The following is a 17,396-nucleotide window of genomic DNA, read 5'->3' as shown; positions in this document are numbered from 1 at the left end:
CTGTCTTGTCTGTTTTGCTCATTATATCAATATATTTGAAAAATTTGAGTGTGGGAGCTGTATACCGTTTTATGAAAATGACGTGATATGCAAGTATTTCTTGTCGAACCGCAAGTAAATCCGACAGTGCCGCAACTAAAGCGTGTCGAACCGCAAGTAAATTCCGATCTCCCGCAAGTATTCTATGTCGAATCGCAAGTAAAGGCCCAGCCACTTCTCACAATCCCCAAAAAGAAGGATAAACCAATAGGAAGCGCGAACTTTTTCATCAATAAATAGAGGAGCTGATGTGTATTTGATCGTGAAAAACCGAAAGTTACCGATCCATATACGAAAACTAGAGGCATTATTACGGAGATTACCTACGGAACATGTGAAACGAAGAGAGATTGAGGAACAATTGGCCCGCCGAATGGCTGGATACCGGGGAGAGCAATCCCTGGACTATTATCTTGGGTTTCTTACTAATTATTTCATTCTCCATGATCTCCGGCTCCCAGACCGAGATCATCACTTCCAGCTTGATACGCTTCTCATTTCCCCGTATTTCATCCTCATTTTAGAAGTGAAAAACATTTCAGGCACTCTCATTTTTGATGACCACTTTAAACAGCTGATTCGCGTTACTCCAGAAAAAGAGGAAGGCTTTCCGGATCCGATCCTCCAGGTAGAACGCCACCGCGATCAATTGTCAGGCTGGCTTTCCGCACAAAAACTTGAAAAGGTTCCGATTGAAACGCTGGTGGTGATCAGCTATCCCAATACAGTGATTAAAAACACGCTGTTGAATCTGGCGCCCCATTTATCAGAAAAGGTCATTCATAGTGGCAACTTACTTACAAAAATCAAAGCTTTTGAAACCCTCCACAGCAAGCCCCTTCTCACTCCCCAGCAACTAAAAAGGATTTCGAGAAAACTCCTCATGAGCCATACCATTTCTAACCCAGCTGTTCTTCAGCAACTTCAAATCCAGTCACATGAAATTCTAACTGGTGTCCAATGTCCCGAATGTTCTTCACTGCCACTGATCAGACTGCATGCCAAGTGGATCTGTCCAAGCTGCGGTTCCTTGTCAAGAGACGCACATTTCTCTGCCCTCAACGACTACAAGCTCCTCATTGACCTCAGCATCTCAAACCGCGAACTTAAAGATTTTCTTCATTTGTCCTCCATGTATGCAAGCTCCAGAATTCTTCATTCGATGAATCTCCCTTATTTAGGCTCGTATAAAAATCGACGGTACATGATGTCCCTTGATGATTGAGAGGGAGCTCAAAAGGGCCATCCATGAAGCGTGGGTGGTCTTTTTTTACGGTTGTAGTTTTATGAAAATGACGTGATATGCAAGTATTCTTTGTCGAACCGCAAGTAAACTCAGGTTTACCACAACTAAAGCGTGTCGAACCGCAAGTATTTCACGATTTACCGCAAGTATTCCTTGTCGAACCGCAAGTAATGCACGCACACATCCCAATTCCTCCAACAATTCTGACAGAAAAACTAGTAACCCTCCCCGGTCTGTGTTATTTTTACTATATCAGAGTTACGTACAACTTTGAAAGTTGAGCATACAAGTAAAGAAAACAAAGGATGGATGAAGGGTGAAGGAAAACTCAAAGTACATACAAGTGAAAAATCAGATAAAAGATTGGATCCTGGAAGGGAAAGTCAAACCGGGAGAAAAGATCTATTCGGAAAATGAGCTGGTTAAACGATTTGGCGTGAGCCGCCATACGGTAAGGCAAGCGATCGGCGTGTTGGTTCATGAGGGCTGGCTGTACCGTGAGCACGGATCCGGAACGTTTTGTTCCAACCGGCTGCTTCAACAAACGAAACGAGAGAGCAGCAAGAACATCGGTGTCATTACCACGTATATGTCGGATTATATTTTTCCATCGATTATCCGCGGGATTGAACAGTATCTTTCCAGCCAGGGGTATTCGTTGATCATGGCCAGTACCAATAACGATTTGGAAAAAGAAAAACAATGCCTGCAGACGATGCTGAGCAAAAATATCGATGGTTTGATCGTTGAGCCGACAAAGAGCAGCTCGGCGAACCCGAACATCAGTTATTATTTGAATCTGGAGCAGCACCATATTCCTTACCTGATGATCAACCAGTACTACCAAGAAATCAATCCGCCGCACCTTGTCATTGACGATGAAAAGGGAGGCTTTATGGCGACCGAGCATCTGATTCAATACGGCCATAAGAAGATTATTGGTATTTTTAAAAGTGACGACCTGCAGGGTGTTAACCGGATGAAAGGCTATATTGATGCCTTTCGGAAATACAATCTCCCATTTTTCCCTGACATGATTGTTACCTATACAACGGAAAACAAAGAAGAAAAGATTGCTGAAATTCGTTCCTTACTTGAAGGGAAAGACCGACCGACCGGAATGGTCTGCTATAACGATGACGTGGCTTTGAGTGTTCTGAACATCGTCCGCAGCCTGAACTTAAGTGTCCCGGGAGACCTCTCGATTGTGGGTTATGATGACTCCCAGCTGGCAACCGCATCTGAAGTGAAGCTCACCTCTATCGCCCATCCAAAAACACAAATGGGCATTGATGCAGCGAAACGGATTATTGCCAAAATCGAAGGGAAATCGTTGGAGAATGGGACAGATTCAATGGTTTATGAGCCCGAACTGATTGTAAGAGAGTCGACAAAAAGGCTGGCTTCCAAAATAATTACATGAATTTTTTGAATTTTCTCCTTGAAATTTGTAGAAACGGTGCTACAATAAAAAACAAGTGATGCGTACAAGTTATTGTGCATAGAAGCGTATGTATGAAAGTGATTAATGACTTATCCCCTTTGTCATCTCACAATGCGTACGCTTTTGTTTCGACTTGTACGTACATCATTCTTTCTTTGTAAACGCTTACTAAAAACTTTGAGTGTAAGAAGGTGAATGAATGAGTAAGTATTCGATCGGCGTGGATTTTGGCACGCAATCAGGAAGGGCGCTTTTGGTGGAAGTGGCCACGGGCAGGGAGGTTGCAACCGCGGTAAAGGAATATTCTCATGCAGTGATGGACCGCGAGCTGCCCAGCGGCAAAAAGCTGGAAGAGGACTGGGCGTTGCAGCATCCGCAGGATTACCTTGAGGTGCTCCAAACCACCATTCCCCAAGTGTTGAAGGAAGCAGGGATATCCGCCAATGATGTAATCGGGCTTGGCATCGACTTTACCGCCTGCACGATGCTGCCGGTGGATCATGATGGCACACCACTTTGTATGCATGAAGGGTATCAGGATCATCCGCATGCCTATGTGAAGCTATGGAAGCATCATGCGGCACAGGAGGAGGCCAATCGTCTCAACGAAACCGCCGAACAACGGGGAGAAAATTTCCTGGCAAGGTATGGCGGGAAAATTTCATCGGAATGGCTGATTCCAAAGATTTGGCAAATTTTAAATGAAGCACCTGAAGTGTACGAAGATGCCGCTCATATGCTTGAGGCGACCGACTGGGTGATCTCCCAATTGACCGGATCGATTCAGCGAAACAGCTGTACTGCGGGCTACAAAGCGATTTGGCACAAGCAGGAAGGCTATCCGCCAAACGACTTTTTCAAAGCACTCGATCCAAGGCTTGAACACGTGGTGGAGGAAAAGCTGAGTGCACCGATTGTCCCGATCGGTTCGAAAGCCGGGGAGCTGACAGAAAAAGCAGCTGAGCTGACCGGGTTGAATCCAGGGACAGCCATTGCGGTCGCGAACGTTGACGCGCATGTCGCCGTACCAGCTGTTGGCATCACAGAGCCGGGTAAGCTGCTGGCCGTGATGGGAACCTCCACCTGCCATATCCTGCTGGGTGAAAAAGAGGAAATCGTTCCAGGCATGTGCGGTGTGGTGGAAGATGGCGTCATTCCGGGGTATCTCGGTTATGAAGCGGGACAATCGTGTGTAGGTGATCATTTTGAATGGTTTATTAAAAACGCTGTACCGGAAAGCTATCAAAGAGAAGCGGAAGAAGCAGGCAAGGAAATTCATCAATACCTTACCGAAAAAGCGGGGTCGTTGAAAGCCGGCGAAAGTGGTCTTCTGGCGCTGGACTGGTGGAATGGCAACCGTTCGGTGCTTGTGGATGCGGACCTTACCGGACTGCTGATCGGCGCGACGCTGGCGACCAAGACGGAAGAAATCTACCGGGCGCTCATTGAAGCGACGGCCTATGGCACCCGAATGATTGTGGAAACGTTCCGAAAATCCGGTGTCTCGGTTCATGAATTTTACGCTTGCGGGGGCATTGCTCAGAAAAATGCCTTCATGATGCAGGTGTATGCGGATGTACTGAACATGGAGATCCGGATATCCGATTCGGCGCAAACTCCGGCACTCGGAAGTGCGATGTTTGGAGCAGTGGCTGCCGGCAAGGAGAACGGGGGCTATGAAGATATCCAGGAAGCGGCCAAACATATGGCGCGGATTAAGGATCAAGTGTATCAGCCCCGGGAGGAAAACGTTGCGGTCTACAGCGCGCTGTATGATGAATATGCCAGGCTGCATGACTATTTTGGACGCGGAGAAAACAACGTGATGAAGACATTGAAAACGATCAAGAAACAAGCAGGGGAGGTTATGCACCATGCTTGATCAGTTGAAAGAAGAAGTGTTGGAAGCAAATCTTGCGCTGCCAAAGCATCAGCTTGTTACGTTTACATGGGGAAATGTAAGCGGTATCGACCGCGAGACGGACCGTGTTGTCATCAAACCGAGCGGCATCCCTTATAATCAGCTGAAAACAGAGCATATGGTGGTGGTTGATCTGAATGGTGATGTGGTGGAAGGGAACTTAAATCCATCCTCTGATACGCCAACCCATGTTGCGCTGTACCGGGCTTTTCCCGATATCGGCGGCATCGTCCATACCCATTCACCATGGGCAACCAGCTGGGCGCAGGCCGGCCTTGCGATACCGCCGCTTGGCACCACGCATGCTGATTATTATTACGGCGAAATTCCGTGCACGAGGGCATTGACTGACCTGGAAATTCAGCAGGATTATGAAGTGGAAACAGGCAATGTGATCATTGAAACGTTCCGTGAGCGGGGACTTGAGCCCTCTGCCATCCCTGGGGTGCTTGTGACCAACCATGCGCCGTTTTGCTGGGGGAAGAATGCGGACCAGGCGGTGCATAATGCGGTCGTTCTTGAGGAAGTAGCGAAGATGGCGCTTCATACCCTGCAGCTGAATCCTGGAATTCCGGCAATCAGCCAGGCCATTTTGGACAAGCATTACCTGCGAAAGCACGGTGTAAATGCCTATTATGGCCAGAAACAATAGACCAACTTGTCCGTATGAGTAGAAAGAGGAGGAGCTTATGATTGGAACAGCATCGTATGAATTTTGGTTTGTAACCGGGAGCCAGCATCTTTACGGAGAGGAAACGATCCGCGAGGTGGAGGAGCACTCCAAAATCATGGTGAGAGGGTTGAATGACCATATCGCTGGAGAGGGTTCAATTGTCTTCAAACAGGTTCTGACCCAGCCGGAAGAGATTCAAAGGCTCTTTTTGGAGGCGAATCTGGATAAAAAATGTGCAGGCATCGTGACATGGATGCACACCTTTTCTCCGGCTAAAATGTGGATTTCCGGCCTGAAATCCCTGCAAAAACCCCTTTTGCACTTACATACACAATATAACAGGGACATCCCGTGGGATTCCATCGATATGGATTTTATGAACACGAACCAGTCGGCACATGGTGACCGGGAGTATGGCTTCATTAATTCGCGAATGAACATTGCCCGCAAAGTTATGGTGGGCCATTGGGAGAGCGAACAGGTTCATGCCAAGCTGTCCGGCTGGATGCAAACGGCGGCTGCTTTTGAAGAAAGCAAGCATCTGAAAGTGGCACGCTTTGGTGACAACATGCGTGAAGTTGCGGTAACCGAAGGCGACAAGGTCGAAGCGCAAATCAAGTTTGGCTGGTCGATCAATGGCTATGGAGTGGGAGAGCTGGCCGAATATGTGCATGCTGTCAGTGATTCGGAGGTCAATCAGCTTTTCGAGGAATACAGCACGCTTTATGATATCGCAGAAAGTGGAAGAAAAGGCGGGGAGAAGCATACGTCCATTTTGGAGCAGGCCCGCATTGAACTCGGCATGAGAGCTTTCCTCGAAGACGGCGGGTTCACCGCGTTTACAACAACCTTTGAAGACCTTCATGGGATTCCTCAACTGCCGGGACTTGCCGTACAGCGGCTGATGGGAGACGGATACGGATTTGCCGGTGAAGGAGACTGGAAAACAGCGGCCCTTGTGCGTGTGATGAAAATGATGGCCAACAACAAGGATACGTCCTTTATGGAGGATTACACGTATCATTTTGAGCCTAACAATGAGCTCGTCCTTGGCTCGCACATGCTTGAGGTCTGTCCGAGCATTGCTGCGAACAAGCCAAGAATTGAAGTCCACCCGCTTTCGATCGGAGGAAAAGCGGATCCTGCCCGGCTCGTGTTTGACGGTAAAGCCGGACGCGGACTGAATGCTTCCATCATCGACCTGGGGCACCGTTTCCGTCTGGTCATTAATGAAGTGGATGCGGTTCAGCCGGTCGAGAACATGCCGAAGCTGCCGGTCGCACGCGTGTTATGGAAGCCGCAGCCGTCACTTGCTGAATCGGCGGAACAATGGATCATAGCGGGAGGTGCACACCATACGTGCTACTCTACCGTATTGACGCCGGAGAATCTGAGAGATTTTGCAGAAATGTGCGGAATCGAATGTGTACTGATCAACAATGATACAAAATTTCATGCTTTCCAAAATGAACTTCGCTGGAATGACCTGCTTTACCGATAAAATTTCAAGGAGTGGTGATTGATGGCACAACTGGACAAAGCAAAAATGATCGTGGACAAGGATTTTCGCATTGCAGAGATTGATGAACGGATTTACGGGTCTTTTATTGAGCATCTGGGGCGGGCCGTTTATGGAGGAATCTATGAGCCGGACCACCCGTCAGCAAACGAACACGGATTTCGGATGGACGTCATTGAACTTGTAAAACAGCTGAACGTACCGATCGTCCGGTATCCCGGTGGAAACATGGTGTCGGCCTATAACTGGGAAGATGGAGTTGGGCCGAAAGAGGAGCGGCCAAGACGGCTTGAGCTCGCCTGGCGCACGATTGAAACCAATGACGTGGGAACGAACGAATTCGCACAATGGGCAAAGGAAGCGAATTCCGAAGTGATGATGGCCGTGAACCTGGGAACGCGCGGCATTGATGCGGCCCGTAACCTCCTGGAGTACTGCAACCACCCGGAGGGCACGTACTATAGTGATCTTCGCATTAAGCATGGCTACAAGGAACCGCACAAAATCAAGACATGGTGCCTCGGCAATGAGATGGACGGTCCTTGGCAGATCGGCCATAAAACAGCAGATGAGTACGGCAGGCTGGCGGCAGAGACGGCCAAAGCCATGAGGCTGGTGGATCCTTCTATTGAACTGGTATCATGCGGAAGCTCCAGTATTGGCATGCCGACGTTCCCGGAATGGGAAGCAAAAACACTTGATCATACCTACGATTACGTGGATTTTGTATCGCTTCATCAGTATTATGGCAACCAGGACAATGACTCTGCCAACTATTTAGCCAAAACCATGGACATGGATCATTTTATCAAAACCGTTATTTCCACTTGTGACTATATCCAGGCGAAAAAACGAAGCAAGAAAAAAATCCATTTAAGCTTTGATGAATGGAACGTCTGGTACCATTCCAAAGACCATGATGCCAAGCTGGATCCATGGACCATTGCACCGCCACAGCTCGAGGATCATTACAATTTTGAAGACGCATTGCTCGTCGGAAGCATGCTGATCACGCTTCTGAAGCATGCGGACCGTGTGAAGATGGCCTGCATGGCGCAGCTCGTCAATGTTATTGCCCCGATTATGGCTGAGCAGGGAGGATCCTGGAAACAGACGATTTTCTATCCATACATGCACGCTTCTGCTTTTGGAAGAGGAGTTTCTCTTCAGCCGGTTGTTTCTTCACCGCTTCATGACACGAAGGATTATACAGATGTCCCTTATCTTGATTCAGCTGTAGTTTACAACGAAGAAAAAGAAGAAGTGACGATTTTTGCCTTAAACCGCCATCTCTCTGAATCTCTTCCGCTGACTGCTGATGTTCGCAGTTTCGCAGATTACAGATTGGTAGAGCACATTGTGCTTGAGAATGACGATTTAAAAGCGGTTAACTCGCTGAATGAAGAAAAAGTAAAACCTCATGGAAATGGTTCTGCCGAGCTTAAGGATGGAATCATTGAAGCTCAGCTTTCAAAGGCGTCCTGGAATGTGATTCGCCTGGCCAAATAAAGGGGAGGTGCCTGGCATGTCATTCATAGAGTCTGTCACATCGGCGTTTCAGTCCTGTTCATGCGGTTCGATTCACCATGAAATTAACATGAAAAAAATCTTGATTTCGGATGAGACGGTGTACAGGGAAATGGCCGCTTTTATCAAGGAACAGGGGTTCAAAAAAACCGTACTTGTTTGTGACGGGAGTACGCTGAAAAGCGCAGGGAACAAGGTCAGAGAGATACTGGAGTCCTCGGGGATTTCAGTTTCTCTGTCCCTGATTTTGCCGAATCATCATGGAGACGTTGCAGCCGATGAAAAATCACTGATTCAAACGCTGCTGGAAACGCCAAAGGACACGGATGTGCTGGTGGCTGTCGGCTCCGGTACCTTGCATGATATTGTCCGGTTCGCCTCACATCAGCGTGGAATTCCCTTTATTTCTTTCCCAACCGCCGCTTCTGTGGATGGATTCACCTCAGCGGGTGCCCCATTGATTGTGAGGGGAGAAAAGAAAACCATTCAGTGCATCGCACCCATCGCATTGTTTACGGATATTACGGTGTTAAAAGATGCACCGCCAGATTTGGCCGCGGCAGGGTTTGGCGACATGCTAGGAAAAATAACATCGCTCGCTGATTGGAAGATTTCCCGCTGGATGGCAAATGAACCGTATTGCCCGACAGGAGCTGATCTTACAAAAGAGGCATTGGAAAACTGTCTGTCTCATTTGGAGGAGATTGCCGCACGGAGTGAAAAAGGTTTGACTGTTTTATTGGAGTCTCTGATTATCTCCGGCCTTGTTATGCTCGTCCTGGATCATTCCCGGCCCGCGTCAGGTGGGGAGCATCATCTCTCCCACTACTGGGAGATGGATCTATTAAAACGGGACGCTCCTCAACTTTTGCATGGCGCGAAGGTGGGAGTGGCCTCTGCCCTTCTTACTTCAATATATAAAAGATTAATAGAAGAAATGAACAGGAATCAAGAATTCACAGATCCGGTAAAAAACAGTAGATATCAGCAGCATCAAATGAAGATTGCCCAAACGTACGGTGAGTTGCCCGCTGAAAAACAGATGCAAGAATGGCTAGCAAAGGTTGGGGGACCCACCACCATACAAGAGCTTGGAATCACCCAAGAACTATTGGAAGAGGCATTGCAGCAGGCGCATACCATCAGAGACCGGTGGACCGGCTTGAAAATGAAAAACCAGCTCAGATTAACACCACAGCAGTAAAATTCAGTTCATACTGAGGGGGGTTAATGATGAAGAGGAAGGTTTCGTGTGTTTTGGCTGTTTTGCTCGTAATTTCACTTTTGTCCGGATGCAGCGTGAATACGGCGAGCGGTCCGGCCAAATCAAAAACAACAACACTAACATACTGGACGTTCAATGGACTGCACGAGGCATTGTTTCAGGATGCCGCAACAAAATGGAACAAGCTGCATCCTGACCGGAAGATTAAATTAAATTCAGTTGTCTATCCTTATGGCCAGATGCATGACAATTTGTCGATCTCTCTGATCGCAAATCAGGGTGTACCGGATCTGGTGGACATTGAACAAAAGCGGTTTGCGACCATGATTAAAGGCAAAAACGTTCCGCTCGTGGATCTGACATCCCTGGTGGCGAAAGACCGCGACAAGTTTGTGGAATCACGGCTTACCATGTACAGCAAGAATGGAAAACTGTACGGCATTGGTACCCATGTAGGAACTACTGTGATGTACTACAACATGGACATTATGAAAAAAGCCGGGGTGGACATCGATCAGATCCAGACATGGGAGGATTATGTAAACGCTGGTAAACAGGTAAAGCAAAAAACAGGAAAGCCGATGACCACAATTGAAACAAAGGATCCGAATAATTTCCTGCCTATGATTGTCCAGCAAAAATCTGGTTTCTTTAATAAAAACGGCAAGCTCATCCTGAATAACAAAATCAACGTAAAGACACTCAAGTTTCTCAGGGATATGGTGTACAAGGACAAAGTCGCTATTCCCACTCCCGGAGGGAATCATCACGCAGAGGAATACTACGGGTTCATGAACCAGGGAGGTGCTGCTTCTGTCATGATGCCGATTTGGTACATGGGGCGTTTTCTGGACTATATGCCGGATTTAAAAGGGAAAATTGCGATCCGACCAATGCCGGCCTGGACAAAAGGCGGAGACCGTTCAGCGGGAATGGGCGGTACGGCAACCTCTATTCCAAAGGCATCCAAGCATATTGAGCTTGCCAAGGACTTTTTGCAATATACCAAAGCGTCCAAGGAAGGCAACATCAAGCTGTGGACGGTGCTCGGCTTTGACCCGCTCAGATGGGATGTGTGGGATGATCCAGCGCTGAGAAAAGAGAACAAATACACTGACTACTTCACAAACGGTACCCGCCTGTTTAATATGCTTCTTGAGCTGAAGGATGAAATCAACCCGCTTTATATGACAAAGGACTTTCCGGCCGTTTCAGATAAGCTGGCCACCCAAATTTTATACAAAACCATTAAACTGAAAAGCGAATCACCGAAGAAAGCACTGGATGATGCAGCCAGAGAACTCAAATAACCTGATTTCTAAAGCGAGGGGGATATTGATGAAGGTGGTTCAAAGCAATGCCCAGTCTGTCATCCTTTCCAAGGAGAAGAAAAGAAGCCGGTTATCCGGCTTGCTGTATTCGAGAAAAGTGGCTCCTTATGTGTTCGTTGCTCCGTTTATTGTTTCTTTTTTGGTGTTCTTTGCCTATCCGCTCATTCAGACGTTTATTATGAGCTTTCAGGAAGTGCTGCCAGGTGAAACAACCTTTGTGGGATTGGAAAATTACAGGAGGCTGAATAATCCGACGTTTTATACCGCGTTGCTGAATACGGTTCAATACACGTTCTGGACTCTTGTTGTATTAATTCCGATTCCTTTGGTGCTGGCGGTTTTATTAAACTCCAGGATGACGAGGTTCAAGAATATTTTTAAATCGGCGCTTTTCATTCCTGCACTCACGTCGACCATTATTGCTGGAATTGTCTTTCGGCTCATCTTTGGAGATATGGATTCTGCGTTCATGAACTCCATTCTTATCAAGCTTGGTTTAAAGCCGGAGCTGTGGCTTTCGAGTGAGAGCACAGGAATGTTCGTCATGGTGCTGCTCGCCTCATGGCGGTGGATGGGTGTAAATATGCTCTATTTCCTGGCCGGCTTGCAAAACATTTCGAATGACTTGTATGAAGCGGCGGAAATTGACGGTGCTTCCACGTTCCAGAAATTTTTTCACATCACACTGCCTAGTTTGAAGCCTGTAACCGTCTATGTGCTGACCATCAGCATTGTCGGCGGGTTCCGAATGTTTGAGGAAAGCTTCGTATTCTGGCAAAACTACTCTCCTGGTGATATTGGATTAACGCTCGTGGGCTACATTTACCAGCAGGGATTGGCTTACAACAATATGGGACTTGGCGCCGCGATCGGTATGGTTTTGCTAGTCATTATTTTAATTGTAAGCGTTATCTCACTCAAAATCTCCGGTTCATTTAAGGAGGAACACTGAGATGAACAGAAAACAAAACACAGCCCTTTCAAAAGTATCGGTCAACGCGTTTTTTATCCTTTTGTGTCTCGTCACGCTGTTTCCGTTGTTTTCTCTCGTTCTTGCTTCACTTAAGCCTTCCACAGAACTGCTGAGATTTGGTTTGAATATGAAACTGGATTTTCATGTGATGAGCTTTAAGAATTATGCCTATCTGTTTCAGGGAGGAAGCATTTATTTCGAGTGGTTTAAAAACAGCTTGCTGCTTCTGGTTATTTCAACCGCCCTTACGCTGTTTTTCTCATCGATGGTGGGATACGGTCTTGCCGTCTATTCGTTTAAAGGCAAAAACGTCCTTTTTCTTCTGGTTCTTTTTATCATGATGGTGCCCCTTGAGATTATGATGCTGCCCCTTTTCAAGATGACAGTAGCGCTAAAGATTGTTGATTCCTACACTGGGGTGATCCTGCCCTTTATCGTGGCACCTGTTGCGGTGTTCTTTTTCCGGCAATATGCGCTCAGCCTGCCAAGAGCATTGCTGGAATCTGCCCGGGTGGACGGCTGTACAGAGTTTGGCATTTTCCTCCGGATCATGATGCCGCTCATGAAGCCGGCGTTTGGAGCCATGGCCATTTTGCAGGCGTTGGGAAGCTGGAACAACTTTCTCTGGCCGCTCATTGTGCTTCGGTCCAAAGAGATGTTTACCCTGCCCATTGGGTTTGCTTCACTCTTGAGCCCGTACGGCAATAATTACGATCTGCTTATTTCCGGAGCGGTTTTGGCGGTTATCCCAATCATCATCATCTTTTTATTCTTTCAAAAGTACTTTATCTCCGGCTTAACCTCCGGGGGTATCAAGGGATAAAAGAAGAGGAGGAGAGGCAGGTATGAAACGGACGGTAAATGGTATGGTGCGGCTGTTCTTGTTAAATACGATGTGGCTGATTTGTTCACTGCCGATTGTCACGATTTTCCCGGCAACGGCTGCAATGCTCGGTGTCATCCGGGATTGGAGGCTTCAAAAGGAGTATCCCCTGGTCAGCCGCTATTGGTCACATTTCAGGGAAAACTTGAAAGCCAGTTTGATCATTGGCTTGGCATTGTCGCTATGGATTCTGGCACTGCTGCTGAATGTGGACATTATCCTGCAGCTAGGCACGGTGCTGCGCTGGATGCTGCTGCCGGTTACCGTGGCTTTGCTTCTCGCCGCTGTTTTTGTCCTGCTGCTCTCTTTTCCTTTTATGGTGCATTACGAGCTGGGTCTTAGAAGCATGTTGAAAAACACCCTGTATTTCGTGGTGATCCAGCCACACGCAGCGTTTCTTTGTCTGCTTCTTTTTTCACTCTCGGTATGGCTCATACTCACGGTGCCGTTCCTTGTTTTTATAGTAATAAGCCCTGCAACGTATCTCATGTATCGCGTATGTGATCACTCGTTTCAAAAAATAGAAAACATGAAGCGCATGACCGGAAAGATGTCTTCCATGATCGGACAGTAATATTTCAGACTTCAAAGGAGATATTTTAATGAAAAAAATCCTTTCTGTCATTCTGCTGCTTACGATGCTACTGGTCCTTTCTGCTTGTAGTTTGGAAAAAGCAGAAAGCACCAACAGCGGTTTTGTGGGCATTTCCATGCCAACCAAATCGTCGGAGCGGTGGGTCAATGACGGTGAAAATATGAAAAAACAATTTACGAAGCTTGGTTATAAAACCGACCTGCAGTATGCGGAGGATGTGGTTGAAAACCAGGCTGCCCAGCTTGAAAACATGATGACCAAGGGGGTCGACGTGATTGTCGTAGCCCCTATCGATGGAACGGCCGCCCTCACAAATGTACTTGAACGGGCGCATCGTGAAGGCATCAAAATCATCTCGTACGACCGGCTGATTTTTAACACGGATTATATTGATTACTACGCCACCTTCGACAACTTTAAGGTGGGTGTTCTTCAAGGAAAGTACATCGAAAAGAAGCTCGGCCTGAAAACGAAAAAAGGTCCGTTTAACATTGAACTGTTTGCCGGTTCACCGGATGACAATAACGCGTATTTCTTTTTCGATGGCGCGATGAGCGTGCTGAAGCCCTACATCAAGGAAGGCAAGCTGAAGATTCCGAGCGGGCAGGATAAATTCAATCAAGGCGCAACCCTCCGATGGGATGGTTCGCTCGCACAATCCCGAATGGATAATCTCCTCAGTGCCCACTATTCCGATAAAAAGCTGGATGCAGTGCTGTCTCCTTATGACGGCATCTCCATTGGAATCATCTCCTCATTAAGGGGAGTGGGGTACGGAAAACCGGATAAGCCGCTGCCGGTCATTACCGGACAGGACGCGGAGCTGGCCTCGGTCAAATCCATTCTCAAGCATCAGCAGACGCAAACTATTTTTAAGGATACGAGAAAACTCGCGGAGCAGGCGGTTAACATGTCTGCGGCGCTGCTGCATGGCAAAAAAGCGGAAGTCAACGATACCAAAACCTACGATAACGGCAAAAAGGTTGTTCCTGCCTACCTGCTGCAGCCGGTTTCGGTCGATGCAGACAATGTGGAAGATGTACTTGTCAAAAGTGGCTATTATACGAAGGAACAGCTTGGGATCAAATAGCAGCTGGGAGGTTTAAATACCATGTCAGACATCATATTGGAAATGAAAAACATCACCAAGGAGTTTCCGGGCGTCAAAGCGCTAGACGGTGTATCCCTGAAGGTTAAAGAAGGAGAAATTCATGCGCTTTGCGGGGAGAATGGCGCCGGTAAATCGACGCTCATGAAGGTATTGAGCGGCGTCTATCCCCACGGCACATACTCAGGAGAAATTTTATTCAACAGAAATTCGTGTGCCTTCAAAACGATCAAGGACAGTGAACAGCTTGGCATTGTCATCATCCATCAGGAGCTGGCGCTGGTTCCTTACCTGTCGATCGCTGAAAACATTTTTCTTGGAAACGAGCAATCCCGGCGCGGAATCATCAATTGGCACCAAACCACCATGAAAACCAAGGAATTGCTGGAGAAGGTGGGATTGAAGGAGAATCCGGATACAAAGGTGGGAGACATTGGGGTCGGAAAGCAGCAGCTCGTGGAGATTGCAAAAGCGTTATCCAAAAACGTGAAACTGCTGATTCTGGACGAACCAACGGCCTCACTCAATGAAAGGGACAGTGAAAATTTGCTGCAGCTGATGCTGGAGTTTAAAAAGCAGGGCATTTCCTCTATCATCATCTCCCATAAGCTGAACGAAATCGAAAAGGTCGCCGATTCGATTACGATCCTGAGGGACGGGCAGTCCATTGAAACGCTGTCGATGAAGGATTCACAAGTGAATGAAGACCGGATCATTAAAGGAATGGTGGGGCGCGATCTGACGCATCGTTATCCTGACCGCCACCCGAATATCCGCCAAACGATCTTCGAGGTAAAAAAATGGAATGTGCATCATCCTCTTCATGCCCACCGAAAAGTGATTGATGACGTTGATCTTCATGTCCGAAGCGGTGAGATTGTCGGAATTGCCGGCTTAATGGGAGCAGGGCGCACAGAGCTTGCGATGAGCCTTTTCGGAAAAAGCTACGGCAAGAAAATCAGCGGCCAAACCTTCCTGAGAGGGGAGGAAGTGATGCTCGATGGGGTGGACAAGGCGATTGGCCATGGCCTTGCCTATGTATCCGAGGACAGAAAAGACAGCGGCCTGATTCTGATGGAGGATATCAAAACGAATATCTCGCTTGCGAGCTTAAAGCAATTCTGCAGCCGGTTTGTGGTGAACAAAAACAAAGAGGTGCAGGTGGCCGAGGAATACCGGAAGAAGCTGAACATTAAAACACCGAGTGTCCACCAAAAGGCAGGACTTCTAAGCGGAGGGAACCAGCAGAAAATCGTACTGAGCAAATGGATTCTTTCCAATCCGGAACTGTTGATCCTGGACGAACCGACACGCGGGATTGATGTGGGCGCAAAGTATGAAATCTATACGATCATTGATGAACTCGCACAGCAAGGAAAAGGAATCCTCATGATTTCTTCAGAACTGCCCGAGCTGCTTGGTATGTGCGACCGGATCTATGTCATGAACGAAGGCCGGATCACAGGTGAAGTCACGCGCGAAGAGGCAAGCCAGGAAGTGCTGATGAGATACATGACAAAACGTAAGGAGAGTGACCACCATGCAAAGTCAGCTGGAAGTACCGAAAAAGCAAGATAAACAGCAAGAGCTTTCCGTAGGACAGGTTATCCGGAATAACATGAGACAGTACACGATGATTATTACCTTGATCGTCATTATGCTTTTTTTTCAACTGTTAACCGATGGCTTGCTGCTCAAGCCGCTTAACATTACCAATCTCATTCTGCAAAATGCGCATATTCTGGTGCTCGCTATTGGAATGGTCCTTGTCATCATTACCGGCCACATTGACTTATCCGTTGGTTCTGTGGCTGCTTTTGTGGGTGCCGTTTCGGGCATTATGATCATTAACCATAATGTTCCTACCTTCCTGGCCATCATCATTTCGCTCATTCTTGGGGCAGCGATCGGTGCCTGGCAGGGATTCTGGGTCGCTTATGTTAAAATTCCGGCCTTTATCGTCACCCTGGCCGGCATGCTCATCTTCCGCGGACTGACGATGGTCGCCCTGGAAGGCAAGTCCATTGCACCGTATCCCGATGCGTTTCAAAGCATGAGTGCGGGATTCATTCCTGACTGGCTTGGCGGCGGTTCACTGCACGTGACCACGATGGTCATTGGATTGGTGCTATCGCTTCTTTATGTGTTCAATGAATGGAAAGCAAGGAACAATCAAATCTCCTATGGTTTTGATCTACCACCGGGCGGCTTGTTTATCGCAAAGCTTGCCGCCATTTTTATCGTGCTGAATCTGTTTGCCTATGTTTTGGCCACCTATGAAGGCATTCCCAATATTCTTGTGATCCTTGGCGTTCTTGTTCTCCTTTATAGCTTCGTTACGAATCAGACGACAGCGGGCCGCCATATTTATGCGATTGGCGGAAACGAGAAAGCCGCACAGCTTTCCGGCATCAAAACCAAGAAGGTTACCTTTTGGGTATTCGTCAACATGGGCGTATTGTCTGCGCTTTCCGGCCTGTTGTTTGCTGCCCGTCTGAACGCGGCTACCCCTAAAGCAGGTAACCTGTTTGAGCTGGATGCCATTGCTGCCTGCTTCATCGGCGGTGCTTCAGCCTACGGGGGGATCGGAACCGTTGCAGGAGCCATTATTGGCGGTCTTGTGATGGGAATCATGAACAACGGCATGTCCCTTCTTGGCGTCGGCATCGACTGGCAGCAGGGCATCAAGGGCTTTGTCCTTCTCGCTGCCGTGGCGCTGGATATCTATAATAAGAATAAAGCGGCTTGATTCTTGTGAGAAATGTGAACCCCTCTTCAGAAAAAAAGAAGAGGGGTTTTTTATCCTTCCTAACGAGAAGACTCCTTACTCAAAATTCGTCGGAATTTAGGTGGAGGGTAGTTCAAGAGACTACTAAAAATATTTTAGTAGTTTTTTATAATACTACTAAAAT

Annotated in this window: 14 protein-coding genes; all 14 read left to right on the top strand. The window is 47.6% G+C overall.

Translation table 11 applies throughout. The annotated features are described in order from the left end of the window. Window positions 1–301 precede the first annotated feature (301 nt). The gene (locus QNH15_RS22935; protein ID WP_283895730.1) at window positions 302–1,264 is read left to right on the top strand and encodes a nuclease-related domain-containing protein; all 963 of its coding nucleotides are present in this window, start codon (window positions 302–304) and stop codon (window positions 1,262–1,264) included. Window positions 1,265–1,601: 337 nt separating this feature from the next. Next, complete coding sequence (locus QNH15_RS22930; RefSeq protein ID WP_283890793.1) at window positions 1,602–2,708, top strand: GntR family transcriptional regulator; 1,107 nt, start codon at window positions 1,602–1,604, stop codon at window positions 2,706–2,708. A gap of 220 nt (window positions 2,709–2,928) precedes the next feature. Beyond that, a complete protein-coding gene (gene araB, locus QNH15_RS22925) occupies window positions 2,929–4,611 on the top strand; it encodes a ribulokinase (protein WP_283890791.1) in 1,683 nt (560 codons plus the stop codon). Continuing rightward, entirely contained in the window at window positions 4,604–5,302 is a 699-nt protein-coding gene (gene araD, locus QNH15_RS22920) for an L-ribulose-5-phosphate 4-epimerase (RefSeq protein ID WP_283890789.1), read from the top strand. Before araB ends, araD begins: the two co-directional genes overlap by 8 nt. A gap of 37 nt (window positions 5,303–5,339) precedes the next feature. Then, window positions 5,340–6,824, top strand: coding sequence for an L-arabinose isomerase (gene araA, locus QNH15_RS22915; protein ID WP_283890787.1), 1,485 nt, complete (start codon window positions 5,340–5,342; stop codon window positions 6,822–6,824). 21 nt (window positions 6,825–6,845) lie between these two features. Continuing rightward, window positions 6,846–8,351 (top strand): arabinosylfuranosidase ArfA, encoded by a 1,506-nt coding sequence (arfA, locus tag QNH15_RS22910; RefSeq protein WP_283890785.1) that lies wholly within the window; start codon window positions 6,846–6,848, stop codon window positions 8,349–8,351. 16 nt (window positions 8,352–8,367) lie between these two features. Continuing rightward, window positions 8,368–9,573 carry a sn-glycerol-1-phosphate dehydrogenase gene (locus tag QNH15_RS22905; RefSeq protein WP_283890783.1) on the top strand — a complete coding sequence of 402 codons (1,206 nt, stop codon included), beginning with the start codon at window positions 8,368–8,370 and terminating at the stop codon, window positions 9,571–9,573. Window positions 9,574–9,602: 29 nt separating this feature from the next. Further along, window positions 9,603–10,904: an ABC transporter substrate-binding protein gene (locus tag QNH15_RS22900; RefSeq protein WP_283895728.1), complete on the top strand. Its 1,302-nt coding sequence runs from the start codon at window positions 9,603–9,605 to the stop codon at window positions 10,902–10,904. 25 nt (window positions 10,905–10,929) lie between these two features. Continuing rightward, window positions 10,930–11,877: a carbohydrate ABC transporter permease gene (locus QNH15_RS22895; protein WP_430667106.1), complete on the top strand. Its 948-nt coding sequence runs from the start codon at window positions 10,930–10,932 to the stop codon at window positions 11,875–11,877. A gap of 1 nt (window position 11,878) precedes the next feature. Further along, a complete protein-coding gene (locus tag QNH15_RS22890) occupies window positions 11,879–12,721 on the top strand; it encodes a carbohydrate ABC transporter permease (protein ID WP_283890780.1) in 843 nt (280 codons plus the stop codon). Window positions 12,722–12,743: 22 nt separating this feature from the next. Then, the gene (locus QNH15_RS22885; protein ID WP_283890779.1) at window positions 12,744–13,355 is read left to right on the top strand and encodes a YesL family protein; all 612 of its coding nucleotides are present in this window, start codon (window positions 12,744–12,746) and stop codon (window positions 13,353–13,355) included. A gap of 28 nt (window positions 13,356–13,383) precedes the next feature. Then, entirely contained in the window at window positions 13,384–14,466 is a 1,083-nt protein-coding gene (chvE, locus tag QNH15_RS22880; RefSeq protein WP_283890778.1) for a multiple monosaccharide ABC transporter substrate-binding protein, read from the top strand. A gap of 21 nt (window positions 14,467–14,487) precedes the next feature. Next, window positions 14,488–16,062 (top strand): multiple monosaccharide ABC transporter ATP-binding protein, encoded by a 1,575-nt coding sequence (mmsA, locus tag QNH15_RS22875; RefSeq protein ID WP_283890777.1) that lies wholly within the window; start codon window positions 14,488–14,490, stop codon window positions 16,060–16,062. Beyond that, window positions 16,025–17,233, top strand: a complete 1,209-nt coding sequence (gene mmsB / locus QNH15_RS22870) for a multiple monosaccharide ABC transporter permease (protein WP_283890776.1) — start codon at window positions 16,025–16,027, stop codon at window positions 17,231–17,233. Before mmsA ends, mmsB begins: the two co-directional genes overlap by 38 nt. Window positions 17,234–17,396 lie beyond the last annotated feature (163 nt).

This window comes from Fictibacillus enclensis, assembly GCF_030123385.1.
Taxonomy (GTDB): domain Bacteria; phylum Bacillota; class Bacilli; order Bacillales; family Fictibacillaceae; genus Fictibacillus_C; species Fictibacillus_C enclensis.
This window is presented reverse-complemented; position numbering and strand designations above follow the sequence as displayed.